The organism is Pseudomonas taiwanensis DSM 21245 (assembly GCF_000425785.1).
Taxonomy (GTDB): Bacteria; Pseudomonadota; Gammaproteobacteria; order Pseudomonadales; family Pseudomonadaceae; genus Aquipseudomonas; species Aquipseudomonas taiwanensis.
This window is the reverse complement of sequence record NZ_KE384450.1, coordinates 501,348-518,277: the sequence shown is the minus strand read 5'-3', so window position 1 is coordinate 518,277 and position 16,930 is coordinate 501,348. Positions and strand designations below refer to the sequence as shown.

General features: G+C 62.7%; 14 protein-coding genes. 9 read left to right on the top strand and 5 right to left on the bottom strand.

The window, feature by feature from the left end; translation table 11 throughout:
• Positions 1-779: 779 nt before the first annotated feature.
• Both H620_RS0121260 and H620_RS0121255 read right to left on the bottom strand, forming a co-directional pair.
• A complete protein-coding gene (locus H620_RS0121260; RefSeq protein ID WP_023378564.1) occupies positions 780-2,432 on the bottom strand; it encodes an acyl-CoA dehydrogenase family protein in 1,653 nt (550 codons plus the stop codon).
• A gap of 102 nt (positions 2,433-2,534) precedes the next feature.
• Positions 2,535-4,526 (bottom strand): sensor histidine kinase, encoded by a 1,992-nt coding sequence (locus H620_RS0121255; RefSeq protein ID WP_027907995.1) that lies wholly within the window; start codon positions 4,524-4,526, stop codon positions 2,535-2,537.
• A 265-nt stretch (positions 4,527-4,791) separates the two neighbouring features.
• On the opposite strand from H620_RS0121255, the gene H620_RS0121250 reads away from it, so the two are divergent.
• The 4 genes from H620_RS0121250 (at position 4,792) to H620_RS0121235 (ending at position 8,291) form a co-directional block, all read left to right on the top strand.
• Positions 4,792-5,589, top strand: coding sequence for a hydroxymethylpyrimidine/phosphomethylpyrimidine kinase (locus tag H620_RS0121250; RefSeq protein ID WP_023378562.1), 798 nt, complete (start codon positions 4,792-4,794; stop codon positions 5,587-5,589).
• Positions 5,590-5,603: 14 nt separating this feature from the next.
• A complete protein-coding gene (gene thiE / locus H620_RS0121245; protein ID WP_023378561.1) occupies positions 5,604-6,227 on the top strand; it encodes a thiamine phosphate synthase in 624 nt (207 codons plus the stop codon).
• A gap of 17 nt (positions 6,228-6,244) precedes the next feature.
• The gene (gene hemL / locus H620_RS0121240) at positions 6,245-7,528 is read left to right on the top strand and encodes a glutamate-1-semialdehyde 2,1-aminomutase (protein WP_023378560.1); all 1,284 of its coding nucleotides are present in this window, start codon (positions 6,245-6,247) and stop codon (positions 7,526-7,528) included.
• Between the two features lie 217 nt (positions 7,529-7,745).
• Entirely contained in the window at positions 7,746-8,291 is a 546-nt protein-coding gene (locus tag H620_RS0121235) for a tetratricopeptide repeat protein (protein WP_023378559.1), read from the top strand.
• Between the two features lie 6 nt (positions 8,292-8,297).
• On the opposite strand, the gene H620_RS0121230 is transcribed toward H620_RS0121235, so the two are convergent.
• Positions 8,298-8,624, bottom strand: coding sequence for a DUF1820 family protein (locus H620_RS0121230; RefSeq protein ID WP_027907994.1), 327 nt, complete (start codon positions 8,622-8,624; stop codon positions 8,298-8,300).
• A gap of 248 nt (positions 8,625-8,872) precedes the next feature.
• Between H620_RS0121230 and H620_RS0121225 the strand changes: the two genes are divergently transcribed.
• The 4 genes from H620_RS0121225 to lnt are packed head-to-tail and all read left to right on the top strand — an operon-like array spanning position 8,873 to position 12,728.
• Positions 8,873-9,871, top strand: a complete 999-nt coding sequence (locus H620_RS0121225; RefSeq protein WP_023378558.1) for a PhoH family protein — start codon at positions 8,873-8,875, stop codon at positions 9,869-9,871.
• Positions 9,864-10,337, top strand: a complete 474-nt coding sequence (gene ybeY, locus H620_RS0121220; RefSeq protein ID WP_023378557.1) for an rRNA maturation RNase YbeY — start codon at positions 9,864-9,866, stop codon at positions 10,335-10,337. Before H620_RS0121225 ends, ybeY begins: the two co-directional genes overlap by 8 nt.
• A 25-nt stretch (positions 10,338-10,362) precedes the next feature.
• Entirely contained in the window at positions 10,363-11,202 is an 840-nt protein-coding gene (locus H620_RS0121215; RefSeq protein ID WP_027907993.1) for a CorC family transporter, read from the top strand.
• Positions 11,203-11,210: 8 nt separating this feature from the next.
• Complete coding sequence (gene lnt / locus H620_RS0121210) at positions 11,211-12,728, top strand: apolipoprotein N-acyltransferase (protein WP_023378555.1); 1,518 nt, start codon at positions 11,211-11,213, stop codon at positions 12,726-12,728.
• Positions 12,729-12,880: 152 nt separating this feature from the next.
• On the opposite strand, the gene H620_RS0121205 is transcribed toward lnt, so the two are convergent.
• Positions 12,881-13,642: a YdcF family protein gene (locus tag H620_RS0121205; RefSeq protein ID WP_027907992.1), complete on the bottom strand. Its 762-nt coding sequence runs from the start codon at positions 13,640-13,642 to the stop codon at positions 12,881-12,883.
• 131 nt (positions 13,643-13,773) lie between these two features.
• Complete coding sequence (locus H620_RS0121200) at positions 13,774-14,088, bottom strand: hypothetical protein (RefSeq protein WP_023378553.1); 315 nt, start codon at positions 14,086-14,088, stop codon at positions 13,774-13,776.
• 226 nt (positions 14,089-14,314) lie between these two features.
• On the opposite strand from H620_RS0121200, the gene leuS reads away from it, so the two are divergent.
• Positions 14,315-16,921, top strand: a complete 2,607-nt coding sequence (gene leuS / locus H620_RS0121195) for a leucine--tRNA ligase (protein WP_023378552.1) — start codon at positions 14,315-14,317, stop codon at positions 16,919-16,921.
• The last annotated feature ends 9 nt before the right edge of the window (positions 16,922-16,930 follow it).

Here is a 16,930-nt window from a genome sequence, read left to right as displayed (position 1 = left end):
TGGCTTGTGCTCTGGCTGTTGCTCTGGCTTTTCGTGCGCGATAGTCCAGACACCACGAATTGCGACGTCAGGAGGCCGAACGCAGGCCTTGCGCAGGGAGGTGACGGGCATGGATGCCCGTCAAGCGCTGCGGCCCAGGATGGGTCGTTCAGCGCGGTCCTCCCGGAGCAAGGCCGGAGTGAGGGAACCCCGGAGCGCAGCGTAGGGGCCGGATGATAGGAGCCAGACTTTTTTGGTTACTTTTTGGGGCGTCTGCCAAAAAGTGACCCGCTGTAAGAGCGGAAAGGTGATTGAGCGTCGCCTTGGCAAATGGATATGCTCATAAATCTAAATACCAAACTTCAAACCTCAAACCTCAAAGCGAATACTTGGTACTGGCATTCAAATAGCGTGAATATCCATTTGCCATGGAGGCGCCTATTCACCTTTCCGCCCTTCCGGCGGGTTACTTTGGTCGTGGCCAAAGTAACCAAAACCGTTGGCTCCTATCATCCGGCCCCTACGCTGCGCTTCGGGGTCCCCTCGCTACGGTCTTGCTCCCGGGAGGACCGCGCTGAACGGCCCATCCTGGGCCGCAGCGCTTGACGGGCATCCATGCCCGTCACCTCCCTCCGCAAGCCCTACGCTCGGCCTCCTGACGTCGCAATTCGTGGCGTCTGGACTATCGCGCATTAGAAGCAAAAGCAGAGCAAAAGCAAAAGCAAGAGCAAGAGCAAGAGCAAGAGCAAGAGCAAGAGCAAGAGCAAAAGCAAGAGCAAGAACTCAAAATGAGGCGTTTCTCAATTTGACCAAACAGGCGTAGCTCTCGCCACGAGCGCTCCTACATCAATACCCCTGGGCAACGCCCCATACACCCGGCCACCCGTGCACAACCGGCTGCCAATGAATGCATCACTCACCGCTGTATTACCTGCCTCCAGCAACAATTTGGCCTGCAGCGCCAGCGCAATATCTTCGGTCAACTGCCGGGCGCGGTATTGAATGTCTCCGGTGTCGGCAAAAGCCCCCTTGAGATTGCCAATATGCGCTGCAAGCCGCGGGTCACCATGGCCATCGCCCAACTCGGCGAACAAAGCGTCCAACACTCCCGGCTCCTTGGACAACGCCCGCAGCACATCCAGACACTGCACGTTCCCAGAACCCTCCCAAGTCGAGTTGACCGGCGCCTCTCGGTACAGCCGGGGCAAGATGCTCTCCTCGACATAACCCGCGCCCCCAAGGCACTCCGCCGCTTCGTTGATCATCCCCGGCGCCCGCTTGCAGATCCAATACTTGCCCACCGCCGTCACCAACCGCGCGAAGTGCGCTTGCTGAGGATCGTCCAACTGATCGAGCGCCTGCCCCATGCGCAAGCTCAAGGCCAGCGCCGCCTCGCTTTCCAGGGCCAGGTCAGCCAGCACGTTCTGCATCAACGGCTGCTCGCTCAATACCCGGCCACCCACCTTGCGATACGCGCAATGATGGGCCGCCTGGGTCAACGCCTGCCGCATCAAGGCACTGGAACCCACCATGCAGTCGAAACGGGTCATGGCCACCATCTCGATGATGGTCGGCACGCCCCGCCCCTCCTCACCGATCATCCACGCCAAGGCACCACGAAACTCCACTTCGCTCGAAGCATTCGAGCTGTTGCCCAACTTGTTCTTCAGCCGCTGGATATAGAACTGGTTACGACTGTCGTCAGGCCGATGCCGGGGCAACAGGAAACAGCTCAGGCCCTTTTCCGTCTGGGCCAGCGTCAGGAAGGCATCGCACATGGGCGCGGAACAGAACCATTTGTGCCCGACCAACTCGTACGCCTGGCCGGGCCCGGAAGCGCCAACCGGGTAGGCCCGGGTGGTGTTGGCACGCACGTCGGTGCCGCCCTGTTTTTCCGTCATGGCCATGCCAAGGGTAACCCCGGCCTTGTGCCGGTCACCGACGTTTCGGGGGTCGTACTCCCGCGCCAGGATCTTCGGTAACCAGTACTCGGCCAGCTCCGGCTGCACGCGCAAAGCCGGCACCGCAGCGAAGGTCATGGTCAGCGGGCAGCCCGTGCCGGCTTCGGCCTGGCTGTGCAGGTAGGTCATGCACGCTCTGGCCACGTGGGCGCCCGGGCGTGGTTCGGCCCAGGGCAGTGAAGGTAACCCGTGCTCGACGGCCGTGCGCATCAGCTCGTGATACGCGGGGTGGAATTCCACCAGGTCGATCCGATGGCCATAACGGTCGTGACTGCTGAACTCCGGCTTGTGCGCATTGGCCAGAAAGCCAGCCGCCATCAGCGGTCCGCCGGCCAGGGCGCCATAGGCGTCGATCCGCGACTCCGCCCAGCCCGCGCCGCAACGCTGCGACCACTCCTGTAGCGGCTGGTCCAGACGGTACAGGTTGGCGCCATCCAGGGAGGGCGGCTGGTTCGTCACTTCGTGGGTTTCAGCGTACTGGTGCAGGTTCATCGTCGAGCTCCTGGATCCGGGCAAGCCTGAAACCCCAGTGAAGCACTCCCTGCCAGGCAGTCATAGTGACAAATATGACTAAACAGACGGCGACGGAATGACCTAGAACCGCGTTGCCCCGGAGGCCGTCCGCCCGGGAGGCATCTGCACCTGCTCGATGGCCACCTCCAGCGTCAGTTCGAATCGGCTACCCAACCCCCGCGTCGACTCATGGGACAACGTGGCCCCGAGCAACTCGCCCAACTGTCGGCAGATCGACAAGCCGATACCCAGGCCGCCATAACGTCGGGTCATCGAGCCATCCACCTGGAAGAAGCGTTGGTAGAGAATCGCCTGGTCCAGGTCATCGAAGCCGATGCCACTGTCGCTGACCGTGAAGGTCAGCGACAGGCTGTCCGGGCCAAGACGCCGGCCTCGGGCTTGAATCATGACACCCCCCTGATGGGTGAACTTGAGGCCGTTATCCACCAGGCAACCCAGGCAGCGGGCCAGCTTCTGCGCGTCCCCAACCAGCGCGTCAGGCAATTCTGCAGGAATGTCCAGGCTCAGGTACAAACCCTTGCCCAGCGCACGCCCGGCGTAGCCCGCCCGCAGGTCCTGGACCAGACGCCGCAGGCTGAACGGCGTGCCTTGCACACGCAGGCGGCCGGCCTGGAGTTCGGTCAGGGTGAGAATGTCGTCGACCATGTCCATCATGTCCTGCGACGAGCCCACCGCCGTCCGGTGGTACTGAGCCATCTCCGCGTCCATAGGTAGCGTGTGCATCAACTCAAGCGAACCGATCACACCATTCATCGGCGTGCGCAGTTCGTGGGTCACAGTGGCCAGGAACTCGTCCTTCAGGCGGTTACTGCGTGCCAGTTGCTGGTTCAATTGCTCCAACGTCCGCCCCGTGTCGCGTAACGTGCTGGCCTGCTGCTCGCGCAGGCTGTTGATCCGGTCGGCCAGGGCCAAGGACAGCAGCGCCACCTCGAGGGCCGAGCCGAGCTGGCTGGCGTACATGGTGAGGAACACATTCGGCAGATAGCCCAGCACCATCAGGGTGTTGACCAGGCCGCCGAGCAGGAACGCCGACCAGGCGATGATGAACCAGCGCGCCACCCGCAGGCCATGCCACCAGGCATAAAGCCCCGCCGCGAAAATGCTCACGGTGAACGCCAGCGCCAGCAAGGTGGCCATGCGCAAGGCGACGCCATAGGGCATGCTCACTGCCAGCACCATGACCAGCGCACCGCCCAGCATCAACAGTTGCAACAGCCGGTCGAAACCACGGGCAATACTGCTCAACTGCAGGAAATGCCGGGCGAACTGGCACCCGAACAAGCCGGCAGCGCCAATGAACATCGGCGTCGCCGCATTCGCCCACCAGGGGCTGTCGGGCCAGAAGTAGGCTACGCCCGCGCCATTGACCGATACCTGATACAAGCCGAACGACGCAATATAGGCAATGTAATAGAGGTAGCTGACGTCGCGAACGCTCAGGTAGATGAACAGGTTGTACACCAGCATCACCAGCAAAACGCCGTAGATGATCCCTAGCACGTACAAACGCGCAGGTTGCTCTTCGATGTAGGCTTCGGCCGACCACAGCGCCAAGGGGGCCTGGACCGAGCCCTGGCTGTGCAGGCGCAGATAGGCCGTGACCGCCTGGCCCGGGCGCAAGGGCAGTTCGAAGAGGTAGTTGTTCTGCCGTATCTGCCGGCTGTGGTAAGGCAGCGCGTCGCCGGTACGCTGGGCCAGGCGGTAGGCTCCGCTGGCGTCAGGCAGATACAGTTCGAGATGGTCCAATGGCGGGTAGGCCAGTTCAAGAAGCCACTGACGCGGCGCCGCACCCGGGGCAGCGGCGTAACGCAGGTCGAACTTGAGCCAGAACACCGACGTCGAGTAACCAGCATTCAGCACGTCCTGACCATGCTGGCGGAAACGGCTGGCGAACGCAGGTGCGCTGACCTGAGCGATACTGGCGCTGCCGTCGCGGTCCTCGTAGACCTGCATGACCCTGCCAAGCGGGAGATGCCGGGTCGCGTCGGTTATTTCGACCGCACCGGCCAGCACGGGCAGCCAGCCCAGAAGCACAATCAGCAAATAGCGCATACAGCCCCAGCATGGCCTGTCCGGTCGCGTCGTGGTTGCCCCCCATCCCTTTGAGACGACGTACCCCGGCAGTACCCGTTAGTCGAATTATCCGAGCACTCTAGCATAGCCTTCAACGATAGCATTGGGCCACTTCATATTTTAAAGAAACCGCTCTAGATCAATGGCTTGCAGACATCCGAAACCAATAATTTGACCGATTGATCAACAAATAGCGTTTGTAGGACGATCCGCGCAAATGGGATTGGTGGTAAGCTCGCCGACCATGAATACCTACAGCTCCCGCCCCGTTGTCCTCTGTCTCTCCGGCCACGACCCCAGTGGCGGTGCCGGCCTGCAGGCAGATATCGAAGCCCTGATCGCCCAAGGCTGTCACGCCGCGCCCGCGGTAACAGCCCTGACCGTCCAGGATACCGTCAACGTTACCGATTTCCGCGTGCTCGACCGCGAATGGGTACTGGCACAGGCCAACGCCGTGCTGGCCGACTCCGATGTCGCTGCGGTCAAGCTTGGCATGCTCGGGTCGATCGAAATGGTCGACACCGTTGCCGAACTGCTCAGCGCCCACCCTCACCTCCCGCTGGTCTGCGACCCCGTGCTGCGCGCGGGTGGCGGCGGCCGCCTGGGCAAGGACGAGGTCGGCTATGCCCTGCGCGAACGCCTGCTGCCGCGTGCCACCATCGCCACGCCAAACCTACCCGAAGCACGCATTCTGGCCGAACTGCCCGACGGCAGCGCCGACGAGTGTGCCGAAAAACTGTTGCCGTTCTGTAAACACCTGCTGATCACCGGTGGCCACGGTGACGAAGACGAAATCCATAACCGCCTGTACAGCCGCGACGGCCAGAGCCACACCTGGACCTGCCAACGTCTGCCCGGCAGCTACCATGGTTCGGGCTGCACGCTGGCCAGTGCCCTAGCCGGTCGCCTGGCACTTGGCGAGCAGCTCCAGAGCGCCGTACGCAGTGCCCTGGACTACACCTGGCGAACCCTGCGCGATGCCGAACAACTGGGCAAAGGCCAGTTCGTCCCGCGCCGTCTGCCCTTGGACTTCTGTTCCTGATACGAGGCTTTCCGATGAAGCTACGCGGTCTGTACGCGATCACCGACAGCCAGCTGCTCGCCGGCCGTTTCCTGTCCCACGTCGAGGCAGCCCTTGAAGGCGGCGTGTGCCTGCTGCAATACCGTGACAAAAGCGACGATGCCGCCCGCCGCCTGCGCGAAGCAGAGGCGCTGAAGCAGCTCTGCGAGCGCTACGGCACCCAGCTGATCATCAACGACGATGCCGAACTGGCCGCGCGCCTGGGCGTCGGCGTGCACCTGGGCCAAACCGATGGCCCACTGACACCCGCCCGCGCCCTGCTGGGCCGCCATGCCATCATCGGCTCGACCTGCCACGCCCAGCTCGACCTGGCCAGACAAGCGGCCAACGAAGGCGCCAGCTATGTGGCCTTCGGGCGCTTCTTCAACTCGGTGACCAAGCCCGGTGCGCCGGCCGCCAGCGTAGAGCTGCTGGAACAGGCCCGTGCCCAGGTCAAGCTGCCGATCGCCGTGATCGGCGGAATCACCCTCGACAACGCCGCCCCGCTGGTCGCCCATGGTGCAGACCTGCTGGCGGTGATCCATGGCTTGTTCGGTGCCGACAGCGCGCAGGAAGTTACCCGCCGCGCCCGCGCCTTCAACGCCCTGTTCGCTTCCTGATTTCGAGAGATAACTCCATGTCCCGTTCCGAATCCCTGTTCGCCCAAGCCCAGAAGCACATCCCCGGCGGCGTCAACTCGCCGGTCCGTGCCTTCAAGAGCGTCGGCGGCACGCCACTGTTCTTCAAGCACGCCGAAGGCGCCTACGTGGTTGACGAGGACGACAAGCGCTACGTCGACTATGTCGGCTCCTGGGGCCCGATGATCCTCGGCCACGGCCACCCGGACGTACTCGAATCGGTACGCAAGCAGCTCGAACACGGCCTGTCCTATGGCGCACCGACCGCCATGGAAACCGAAATGGCCGACCTGGTCTGCTCGATCGTGCCGTCCATGGAAATGGTGCGTATGGTCAGCTCGGGCACCGAAGCGACCATGAGCGCCATTCGTCTGGCCCGTGGTTACACTGGCCGCGACGCCATCATCAAGTTCGAGGGCTGCTACCATGGCCACTCCGACAGCCTGCTGGTCAAGGCCGGCTCTGGTTTGCTGACTCAGGGCGTGCCTAGCTCCGCCGGCGTCCCGGCGGACTTCGCCAAGCACACCCTGACCCTGCCGTTCAACGATATCGCTGCGGTGGAGAAGACCCTTTCCGAAGTCGGCCAGACCGTCGCCTGCATCATCGTCGAGCCGGTGGCCGGCAACATGAACTGCGTACCACCGGCTCCAGGCTTCCTCGAAGGCCTGCGTGAGCAGTGCGACAAGCACGGCGTGGTGTTGATCTTCGACGAAGTGATGACCGGTTTCCGCGTCTCCCTCGGTGGCGCACAGGGCCATTACGGCATCAAGCCGGACCTGTCGACCTTCGGCAAGATCGTCGGTGGCGGCATGCCCGTCGGCTGCTTCGGTGGCAAACGCGAAATCATGGGCTGCATCGCCCCGCTGGGCCCTGTCTACCAGGCGGGCACGCTGTCGGGTAACCCACTGGCCATGGCGGCCGGCCTGACCACCCTGAAACTGATCAGCCGCCCGGGCTTCCACGATGAACTGAGCGCCTTCACCAGCCGCATGCTCGATGGCCTGCAGCAGCGCGCCGATGCTGCCAGCATTCCGTTCGTCACGACCCAGGCGGGGGCCATGTTCGGCCTGTACTTCAGTGGCGCCGACGACATCGTCACCTTCGACGACGTGATGGCCAGCGACGCCGAGCGCTTCAAGCGCTTCTTCCACCTGATGCTCGAAGGTGGCGTATACCTGGCCCCAAGCGCGTTCGAGGCCGGCTTCACCTCGATCGCCCACGGCGAGAAAGAGCTGCAGATCACCCTGGATGCGGCCGAGCGCGCTTTCGCCAAGCTCAAGTAAGCTCCCTGATCGCCGGCCGCCGGCTCCTGCAGGTACTTCACAGGCCTGGTAACCTGTGCAATACCTGTAGGGGCGGGTAATAAAAGAGCCTGCAACACGCACTGACTTCCCCAACCAAACAGAAATTCGCGTAAAACTTTGTAAGGTTGGCGCTGCTTATCCCATAATGTGCCACCAGAGACATTGGCCGTAGCTTTGCAGAGGTAAGTCGATCCCCATGAACCGCACCGGCCGCGCCCTGACCATGGGCTGCCTGTTGCTTCTTCAGCCCCTGCTGGCCCTGGCGGAGGGCGGTAACTCGTTGCTGATTCCAGCGACGGGCCGCTGCACTTTGAACGTTCAGCCAGAAGACCTGCACAATGCCTTGAAGGCCTGTGAGCAGACGGCGGCGACCGGGGACGCCCAAGCGCAGTTCGAACTGGGCGAGTATTACTACACGCAAACGCCAAAGGACCTGAAAAAGGCCCTGGACTGGTTCGAGAAAGCTTCGCTGCAAGGTCACGCCGAAGCCCAATACCGCCTGGGCGCCATGTTCTTCCATGGCGAAGGGGTCAAGGCCAATAACGTGCAGGCCTACATCCTGCTGAAGATGGCCGCGGTCAACGGTGCCGAGGATGCACTGGACATGGCCGATGAAGTGACCGAGCAGATGCCCCGTGACGAGCTGGAGCATGCCACCCAGGTGCTCGGCCAGATCTTCCGCAAGTACCTGCTTGAACTACAGAACGCCGAAGGGCGCACGCCGTTCTCGCCACTTCCCTGAAACGCCTTACTTCTCCGGCATCGGCATCGGGAATGGCATTACATTGCCACTCCCCTTGGCTTCGCTGATCTTGGCCGTTCCCAGACGCTCCACTTCGTCGATACGCACGATCGAGTGCATCGGCACGAAGCTGCGGATCACCCCTTCGAACTGGTTCTTGAGCTTCTCTTCGCTCGGGTCGACCACCACTTGGGTGCGCTCGCCGAAGACAAACTCCTCGATTTCGAGAAAGCCCCACAGATCGCTCTGGTAGATCTGCTTGGCATACATTTCGAAGACTTGGCCCTGATTCAGGAAAATGACTTTATAGATGGCGGGTTCGCGTTTGCTCATGTTTGCGGAGATAACACATGCGTAAGAAAAGGCGGGCATCATAGCAGAGAGGCAGATCGATCTGTGCCGCCGGTTCCAGCCAGCACGAGTCCCGCACTTCCGGCCGGAGCCGGCTCGCCGGCGACAAGGCCGGAACGGGCAGTACATAGCTTGTGCCAACCCTTGATCGTTTCAGTGCTTTCGCCACTGCCATCGAAGGGTTATTCTTGAGATCACATTCATTGCCGTCGAGCGGCTAAAAAACGACCTTGAACGCACCCATAGAACCCCATCGTTTCATCCTCGAACCTTTCGAGGCCCACCGTTTCGCCAACCTGTGCGGCCAGTTCGACGAGCACCTGCGCCTGATCGAACAACGCCTGGCCATCGAAATCCGCAACCGCGGCAACCAATTCGAGCTGATCGGCGAACCCAAGACGACCTCCGCTGCCGAGCAACTGCTGCGACGTCTCTATCGCGAGGCCAAATCCTCCGACCTGTCGCCGGAAACCGTCCACCTGTACCTGCAGGAGTCCACGGTCGAGAACATCGACAACCCGGCGGTCAATGAGGTGAGCGTTTCGTTGCGTACACGCAAGGGCAACATTCGCCCGCGCGGGGTCAACCAGCAGCGCTACGTCAAGGAAATCCTGGCCAACGACATCAACTTCGGCATCGGCCCGGCCGGTACCGGCAAGACCTACCTGGCCGTGGCCTGCGCCGTGGACGCCCTGGAACGCGAGCAAGTGCGTCGCATCCTGCTGGTGCGTCCGGCCGTCGAGGCCGGCGAGAAGCTCGGTTTTCTGCCAGGCGACCTTGCGCAGAAGATCGACCCGTACCTGCGCCCGCTCTACGACGCGCTCTACGAGATGCTGGGCTTCGAGCATGTGGCCAAGCTCATCGAGCGCCAGGTGATCGAGATCGCCCCCCTCGCCTACATGCGTGGCCGCACACTGAACAACAGCTTCATCATCCTCGACGAGAGCCAGAACACCACGCTCGAACAGATGAAGATGTTCCTCACCCGAATCGGCTTCGGCTCGACGGCGGTGATCACCGGTGACATCACCCAGGTCGACCTGCCACGCGGCACCAAGTCGGGCCTGGCCCACGTCATCGAGGTGCTCAAGGACGTTCCGGGCATCAGCTTTACCCACTTCCAACCCAAAGACGTGGTTCGTCACCCACTGGTGCAGCGCATCGTCGAGGCTTACGACCGTTTCGACGCCCGTCAGGCAAAACCCGAGGTTCCCGGCAAAGATGCTTGAACTCGACCTGCAACGGGCCACGGACGCTGCCGCCCCGGATGACGCCGCCTTCCGCCGCTGGTGCGAACTGGCCTTGCGCCAGCGCAGCGCCGACTCGGAAATGACCATTCGCCTGGTCGACGAAACCGAAGGCCGCGAACTCAACCACACCTACCGGCACAAGGACTACGCAACCAATGTGTTGTCGTTCCCAGCCGACGTGCCGGACGACCTGCTGGATATCCCGCTACTGGGCGACCTGGTCATTTGCGTGCCAGTGGTCGAGCGCGAGGCCGCCGAACAGGGCAAGTCCCTGGAGGCTCACTGGGCGCACCTGGTCATCCACGGCTGCCTGCACCTGCTCGGCTATGACCACATCGAAGACGATGAGGCCGAGGAAATGGAAGCGCTGGAACGGGAATTGCTGGCAGAACTGGGTCACCCCGACCCATATGCCGACGATGAAAACGAATCAATCACACACTGATACTGCAAGGATCACGAGAACCGCCATGAGCGAAGATCGATCGAGCAACGGGCAGAAGTCCTGGCTGGGTAAACTGACCCAGGCTTTTGCCCATGAGCCGAAAAACCGCCAGGAGCTCCTCGAGCTGCTGCGTGAAGCCCATCAGAACAAGCTGCTCGACAGCGAAGCGCTGACCATCGTCGAGGGTGCCATCCAGGTCGCGGACCTGCAGGTGCGCGACATCATGGTGCCACGCTCGCAGATGATCAGCATCAAGGCTACCCAGTCGCCACGTGAGTTCCTGCCTGCGGTGATCGACGCCGCCCACTCGCGCTATCCGGTGATCGGCGAAAGCCATGACGATGTGCTCGGGATCTTGCTGGCCAAGGACCTGCTGCCGCTGATCCTCAAAGAGAACGGCGACAGTTTAAACATCAAGGACCTGCTGCGCCCCGCCACCTTCGTGCCGGAATCCAAGCGCCTGAACGTGCTGCTGCGTGAATTCCGCGCCAATCACAACCACATGGCCATCGTCATCGACGAATATGGTGGTGTGGCGGGCCTGGTGACCATCGAGGACGTGCTCGAGCAGATCGTCGGCGACATCGAAGACGAACACGATGTCGAGGAAGACAGCTACATCAAGCCACTGCCAAGCGGCGACTTCCTGGTCAAGGCACTGACACCGATCGACAACTTCAACGAGTTCTTCGACAGCGAGTTCTCGGACGACGAGTTCGACACGGTCGGCGGCCTGGTGATGAGCGCCTTTGGCCACCTGCCAAAGCGCAACGAGACTACCGAGATCGGTTCCTACAGATTCCGTATTCTCAACGCCGATAGCCGGCGGATACACTTGCTGCGCCTGACACCGATCACCCGCTAAGGACAAACATGCGTTGGATCACCCGCCCCGGCTGGCCCGGTAACCTGCTGGCCATGGCGGCCGGCGCCTCCACTCTCCTGGCCTTGGCGCCATTCGACATCTGGCCGCTGGCCCTGGTGTCCATCGCCCTGCTCTACCTCGGCCTGCGCGAGCTCAGCCCGCGCCAGGCCATGGGCCGCGGTTGGTGCTTCGGCTTCGGCCTGTACGGTGCCGGCACCTGGTGGATCTACGTCAGCATGAACACCTATGGCGGTGCTTCTCCGCTGCTGGCGACTCTGCTGCTGCTGGCGTTCTTCGCGGCGCTTGCCTGGTTCTTCGCCTTGCCCACATGGCTGTGGGCGCGCTGGCTACGGCGCAATGAAGCGCCCCTGGCCGATGCGTTGTGCTTTGCTGCGCTGTGGTTGTTGCAAGAGGCCTTCCGAGGCTGGTTCCTGACCGGTTTCCCGTGGCTATACGCAGGCTATAGCCAGCTGGACGGTCCGCTGGCCGGGCTTGCCCCGCTGGGTGGCGTGTGGCTGGTGTCCTTCGTTCTGGCCATGAGCGCTGCGCTGCTGTGCAACCTGCCGCGTCTGCGGGCACGCCCGTCATTCCTGGCGGTCGGCATCGTGCTGCTGCTGGCACCCTGGGGCCTGGGCCTTGCGCTCAAGGGCCACGCCTGGACCACCCCGGTCGGCGACCCGCTCAAGGTCGCTGCCGTGCAAGGCAACGTCGAGCAGGACCTGAAGTGGGACCCCGCCCATATCGACGCACAGCTGGCGCTGTACCGCGACATGAGCTTCACCTCCAAGCCCGTGGACCTGCTGGTCTGGCCAGAGACAGCCGTACCGGTGCTCAAGGACCAGGCGCAGGGCTACATCGACGTGATGGGGCGTTTTGCCGCCGAGCGGCATTCTGCGCTGATCACCGGCGTACCTGTGCGGCAAGTGGTGCACCACCAGCGCCGCTACTACAACGGTATCACCGTCACCGGTGAGGGCGATGGCACGTATCTGAAGCAAAAGCTGGTGCCGTTCGGCGAATACGTGCCACTGCAGGACATGCTTCGGGGGCTGATCGAGTTCTTCAACCTGCCAATGTCCGACTTCGCCCGGGGACCTGAAGACCAGCCGCTACTGCAAGCCAAGGGCTACCAGATTGCGCCGTACATCTGCTACGAAGTCGTTTACCCGGAATTCGCCGCCGGCCTGGCTGCCCGCAGCGACCTGTTGCTGACCATCAGCAACGACACCTGGTTCGGCACCTCGATCGGCCCGCTGCAGCATCTGCAGATGGCGCAGATGCGTGCCCTGGAAGCTGGCCGCTGGATGATCCGGGCCACCAACAACGGGGTCACCGCGCTGATCGACCCATTCGGCAAGATCACCGCGCAAATACCGCAATTCCAGCAGGCGATCCTGTATGGCGAGGTGGTGCCCATGCAGCAACTGACACCTTATCTGCAATGGCGCTCGTGGCCGCTGGCGATCGTCTGTGCGCTGTTGCTGGGTTGGGCGTTGGCAGCCGGGCGGATCGCGAAGACCGTTTGACGACACGGGACAGGCGAGGGCTGCAGCGCAGCCCTTTCGCGTCGCATGGCCGCGCCCATCCAAGAACTTCGGGGCTTGGAAACAACAGTCCTGGGCAAGAGCCGAGAGCGTGCGGGGCACTGCTGGAGCCGGTTTGCCGGTGAACGGCCATCTCAATAGAACAACCGATACCCTAGCAACCCCACCGCCTCATTGAGCAACTGCCCGCTTTGCCACACCGCCCGGCTCTCCGGCAGCAACCCGCCAAACGGCCGCGCATGATCACGCCCAAGAAATCCCATCGGCGCCACCACCACCTCGAAGCCCGCCTGCTCGAAGCTCCAGCGCGAGCGCTGCATGTGCCATGCCTGCGTCACCAGCACTACCCGGCGAATACCCAAAGGCTGAAGCAGCCGGGCGCTGAGCTGGGCATTCTCCCAGGTCGTACGGCTGGCTTCTTCCTTCCATTTGACGCCAACGGCAAAGTCCTCCTGCAACCGGTCGGCCATCAACTGCGCCTCACTCGGCGGCGTGCCGTAGTGCAAGCCGCCGCTGGTCAGCACCGGCAGGCCAGAGGCCTTGGCCAGACGCGCCGCAAAGCGCATGCGCTCCAGCGCCAAGGCGCTGGGCTGGTCGCCACCGCCCCAGGCCGGATCGCCCCGTTCACGCCCGGCCCCCAGTACCACGATGGCATCGGCCCGGCTCGCCAGGCCCGCCCATTCACCAACAGCCAGAGGCGGTTCGGTCTCCAGCAAACGCGCCGACTCCTGCACCACCGCAGGCAGGCTCATCAACCACAAGCCTCCGAGCCCGACAGCAAAGCACAACGCCGCTAGGCGCGGGCGCCTGGCACGCAGCCACCAGGCAGCCAGCAAGAGCAGGAACAGGATGCCGGGTGGCATCAACCATTGTTTGATGAAGAATCGAATCGGCATTGGCACACCTCCATGGAAGGCGTGCAGCCTAAGAGGATCGGCGTCGGGCAACAAGAGTGCGACCGACGCCGATCATAGGGTGTATATCGAAGCACCGGCGCACGATGGCCTGCGCCTTTAATCCTGAACGGCTAACGATTTGGCAGCGTCCTGGATCTTGCCGTGCCGGTGGAGCGTCGCTTGTCCTTGAGCCAGATGATCTTTGCCGAGGCCGGCTCCGCTTGCGGGTATGCGCCAACGCAGGCATTTCGGCGTTCCGGGAGCGACTCCAGGTAGGCCTTGATCACTTCGAACTCTGCATGGCTCAAGCCGCGCAGTTCCAGCTCGGCGGGCATCTCGTCGCGCAATCGTACCGAGGTCCTGGCAACTTCCAGCGCCAGCCCAAGACGGTCGATCAGGCGTTCGTAAAGCTCCGGTTTGATTGCGGGTAGCTGCGTCTCTCCCATCCGTTCACCTCATTGAAGATAAGAATATCTCCCCCCAACCATGAGCTTAGCGTCACTGTAAAAAGCAGCCGACCCCTGCGACCAGCGGACGTTCGCAATCAGGGTTTCCCACGATGTGCGGCGCTGCTGTATGCTACGGCGTTCACGCTCACGACACCGGAGTGCCGGACGCAGCGAGGTTCCGCTGCCTGGAACAAGGTCTCTTCTCTCTCAGCCAAAAGTAGCCATGCACGAACAATACACGCCCCGTGATATCGAAGCCGCCGCCCAGAAGTTCTGGGACGAGCAACAATCGTTCGCTGTTACCGAACAGCCAGGCAAAGACACCTACTATTGCCTATCGATGTTCCCGTACCCGAGCGGCAAGCTACACATGGGCCACGTTCGCAACTACACCATCGGCGACGTGATTGCCCGCTACCAGCGCATGCTGGGCAAGAACGTCCTGCAACCGATGGGCTGGGATGCTTTCGGCATGCCCGCGGAAAACGCCGCGATGAAGAACAACGTCGCGCCGGCCAAGTGGACGTACGAAAACATCGACTACATGAAGACCCAGCTCAAGAGCCTGGGCCTGGCCATCGACTGGGCACGTGAGGTCACCACCTGCAAACCCGACTACTATCGCTGGGAGCAGTGGCTGTTCACCCGCCTGTTCGAGAAAGGCATCATCTACCGCAAGAACGGTACCGTGAACTGGGACCCGGCTGACCAGACCGTACTGGCCAACGAACAGGTCATCGATGGCCGTGGCTGGCGTTCGGGCGCGCTGATCGAGAAGCGCGAAATCCCGATGTACTACTTCCGCATCACCGACTACGCCGACGAGCTGCTGGAAAGCCTCGACGAGCTGCCGGGCTGGCCTGAACAGGTCAAGACCATGCAACGCAACTGGATCGGCAAGTCGCGCGGCATGGAAGTGCAGTTCCCCTACGACCAGGCGAGCATCGGCCACGAAGGTACCCTGAAGGTCTTCACCACCCGTCCGGACACCCTGATGGGCGCCACCTATGTCGCCGTCGCCGCCGAGCACCCGCTGGCCACCCAGGCCGCCCAGGGCAACCCGGCGCTGCAGGCATTCATCGACGAATGCAAGAGCGGCAGCGTTGCCGAAGCCGACATGGCCACCCAGGAGAAGAAAGGCATGGCCACTTCCCTGCTGGTCGAGCACCCGCTGACCGGCGAGAAGCTGCCGGTCTGGGTCGCCAACTACGTGCTGATGCATTACGGCGACGGCGCTGTAATGGCTGTTCCAGCCCACGATGAGCGCGACTTCGAGTTCGCCCACAAGTACAACCTGCCAGTCAAGGCAGTGGTACGCACCAGCGCTGGCGACGAAGTCGGCAGCGAATGGCAGGCGGCCTATGGCGAACACGGCCAGCTGATCAACTCCGGCGAGTTCGACGGCCTGGACTTCGCGGGCGCATTCGACGCCATCGAAGCAGCCCTGATCCGCAAGGAGCTGGGCAAATCGCGCACTCAGTTCCGCCTGCGCGACTGGGGTATCAGCCGCCAGCGCTACTGGGGCTGCCCGATCCCGATCATCCACTGCCCATCCTGTGGCGACGTGCCAGTACCAGAAGACCAACTGCCGGTCGTCCTGCCGGAGAACGTGGTACCGGACGGCGCTGGTTCGCCGCTGGCGCGCATGCCCGAGTTCTATGCGTGCACCTGCCCGAAATGCGGCACCGCAGCGAAGCGCGAAACCGACACCATGGACACCTTCGTCGAGTCCTCCTGGTACTTCGCCCGCTACGCATCGCCCAACTACGACAAGGGCCTGGTCGACCCGAAAGCGGCCAACCATTGGCTGCCAGTCGATCAGTACATCGGCGGTATCGAGCACGCGATCCTGCACCTGCTGTACGCGCGCTTCTTCCACAAGCTGATGCGCGACGAAGGCCTGGTCACCTCCAACGAACCGTTCAAGAACCTGCTGACCCAAGGCATGGTGGTCGCCGAGACCTACTACCGCGTTGCCAGCAACGGCGGCAAGGACTGGTTCAACCCGGCCGACGTCGAAGTCGAGCGTGATGCCAAGGCCAAGATCATCGGCGCTCGCCTGAAGACCGATGGCCTGCCGGTTGAAATCGGCGGCACCGAGAAGATGTCGAAGTCGAAGAATAACGGCGTCGACCCGCAGTCGATGATCGAAGCCTACGGCGCCGACACCTGCCGCCTGTTCATGATGTTCGCCTCGCCGCCCGACATGAGCCTGGAGTGGTCCGACTCCGGCGTCGAAGGCGCAAGCCGCTTCCTGCGCCGTGTCTGGCGTCTGGCCCAGGCCCACGTTACCCAGGGTCTGCCGGGCAAGCTGGATGTCGCCGCCCTGGACGACGCGCAGAAGGTCATTCGCCGAGCCATCCACGCTGCGATCAAGCAGGCCAGCAATGATGTCGGCCAGTTCCACAAGTTCAACACCGCCATCGCCCAGGTGATGACCGTGATGAACGTACTGGAAAAAGCCCCGCAGGCCACCGAACAGGACCGCGCCCTGCTGCAGGAAGGCCTGGAAGCCGTGACCCTGCTGCTGGCCCCGATCACCCCGCACATCTCCCATGAGCTGTGGAAGGCACTGGGCCATGACCAGGCCGTGATCGACGCCAGCTGGCCAGTTGTCGATGAAAGCGCACTGGTGCAGGACACCGTGACCCTGGTCGTCCAGGTCAACGGCAAGCTGCGTGGCCAGGTGGAAATGCCGGCCGCCGCAAGCCGCGAGGAGATCGAAGCCGCAGCCCGCAGCAACGAGAACGTCCTGCGCTTCACCGACGGCCTGACCATCCGCAAGGTCATCGTGGTACCGGGCAAGCTGGTCAACATCGTCGCCAACTGATGGCAACGC

Bases quoted from the DNA above. Each gene is read 5' to 3' on its own strand.
- H620_RS0121260 (WP_023378564.1), bottom strand. From the start codon at position 2,432: ATGAACCTGCACCAGTACGCTGAAACCCACGAAGTGACGAACCAGCCG.
- H620_RS0121255 (WP_027907995.1), bottom strand. From the start codon at position 4,526: ATGCGCTATTTGCTGATTGTGCTTCTGGGCTGGCTGCCCGTGCTGGCC.
- H620_RS0121250 (WP_023378562.1), top strand. From the start codon at position 4,792: ATGAATACCTACAGCTCCCGCCCCGTTGTCCTCTGTCTCTCCGGCCAC.
- thiE (WP_023378561.1), top strand. From the start codon at position 5,604: ATGAAGCTACGCGGTCTGTACGCGATCACCGACAGCCAGCTGCTCGCC.
- hemL (WP_023378560.1), top strand. From the start codon at position 6,245: ATGTCCCGTTCCGAATCCCTGTTCGCCCAAGCCCAGAAGCACATCCCC.
- H620_RS0121235 (WP_023378559.1), top strand. From the start codon at position 7,746: ATGAACCGCACCGGCCGCGCCCTGACCATGGGCTGCCTGTTGCTTCTT.
- H620_RS0121230 (WP_027907994.1), bottom strand. From the start codon at position 8,624: ATGAGCAAACGCGAACCCGCCATCTATAAAGTCATTTTCCTGAATCAG.
- ybeY (WP_023378557.1), top strand. From the start codon at position 9,864: ATGCTTGAACTCGACCTGCAACGGGCCACGGACGCTGCCGCCCCGGAT.
- H620_RS0121215 (WP_027907993.1), top strand. From the start codon at position 10,363: ATGAGCGAAGATCGATCGAGCAACGGGCAGAAGTCCTGGCTGGGTAAA.
- lnt (WP_023378555.1), top strand. From the start codon at position 11,211: ATGCGTTGGATCACCCGCCCCGGCTGGCCCGGTAACCTGCTGGCCATG.
- H620_RS0121205 (WP_027907992.1), bottom strand. From the start codon at position 13,642: ATGCCGATTCGATTCTTCATCAAACAATGGTTGATGCCACCCGGCATC.
- H620_RS0121200 (WP_023378553.1), bottom strand. From the start codon at position 14,088: ATGGGAGAGACGCAGCTACCCGCAATCAAACCGGAGCTTTACGAACGC.
- leuS (WP_023378552.1), top strand. From the start codon at position 14,315: ATGCACGAACAATACACGCCCCGTGATATCGAAGCCGCCGCCCAGAAG.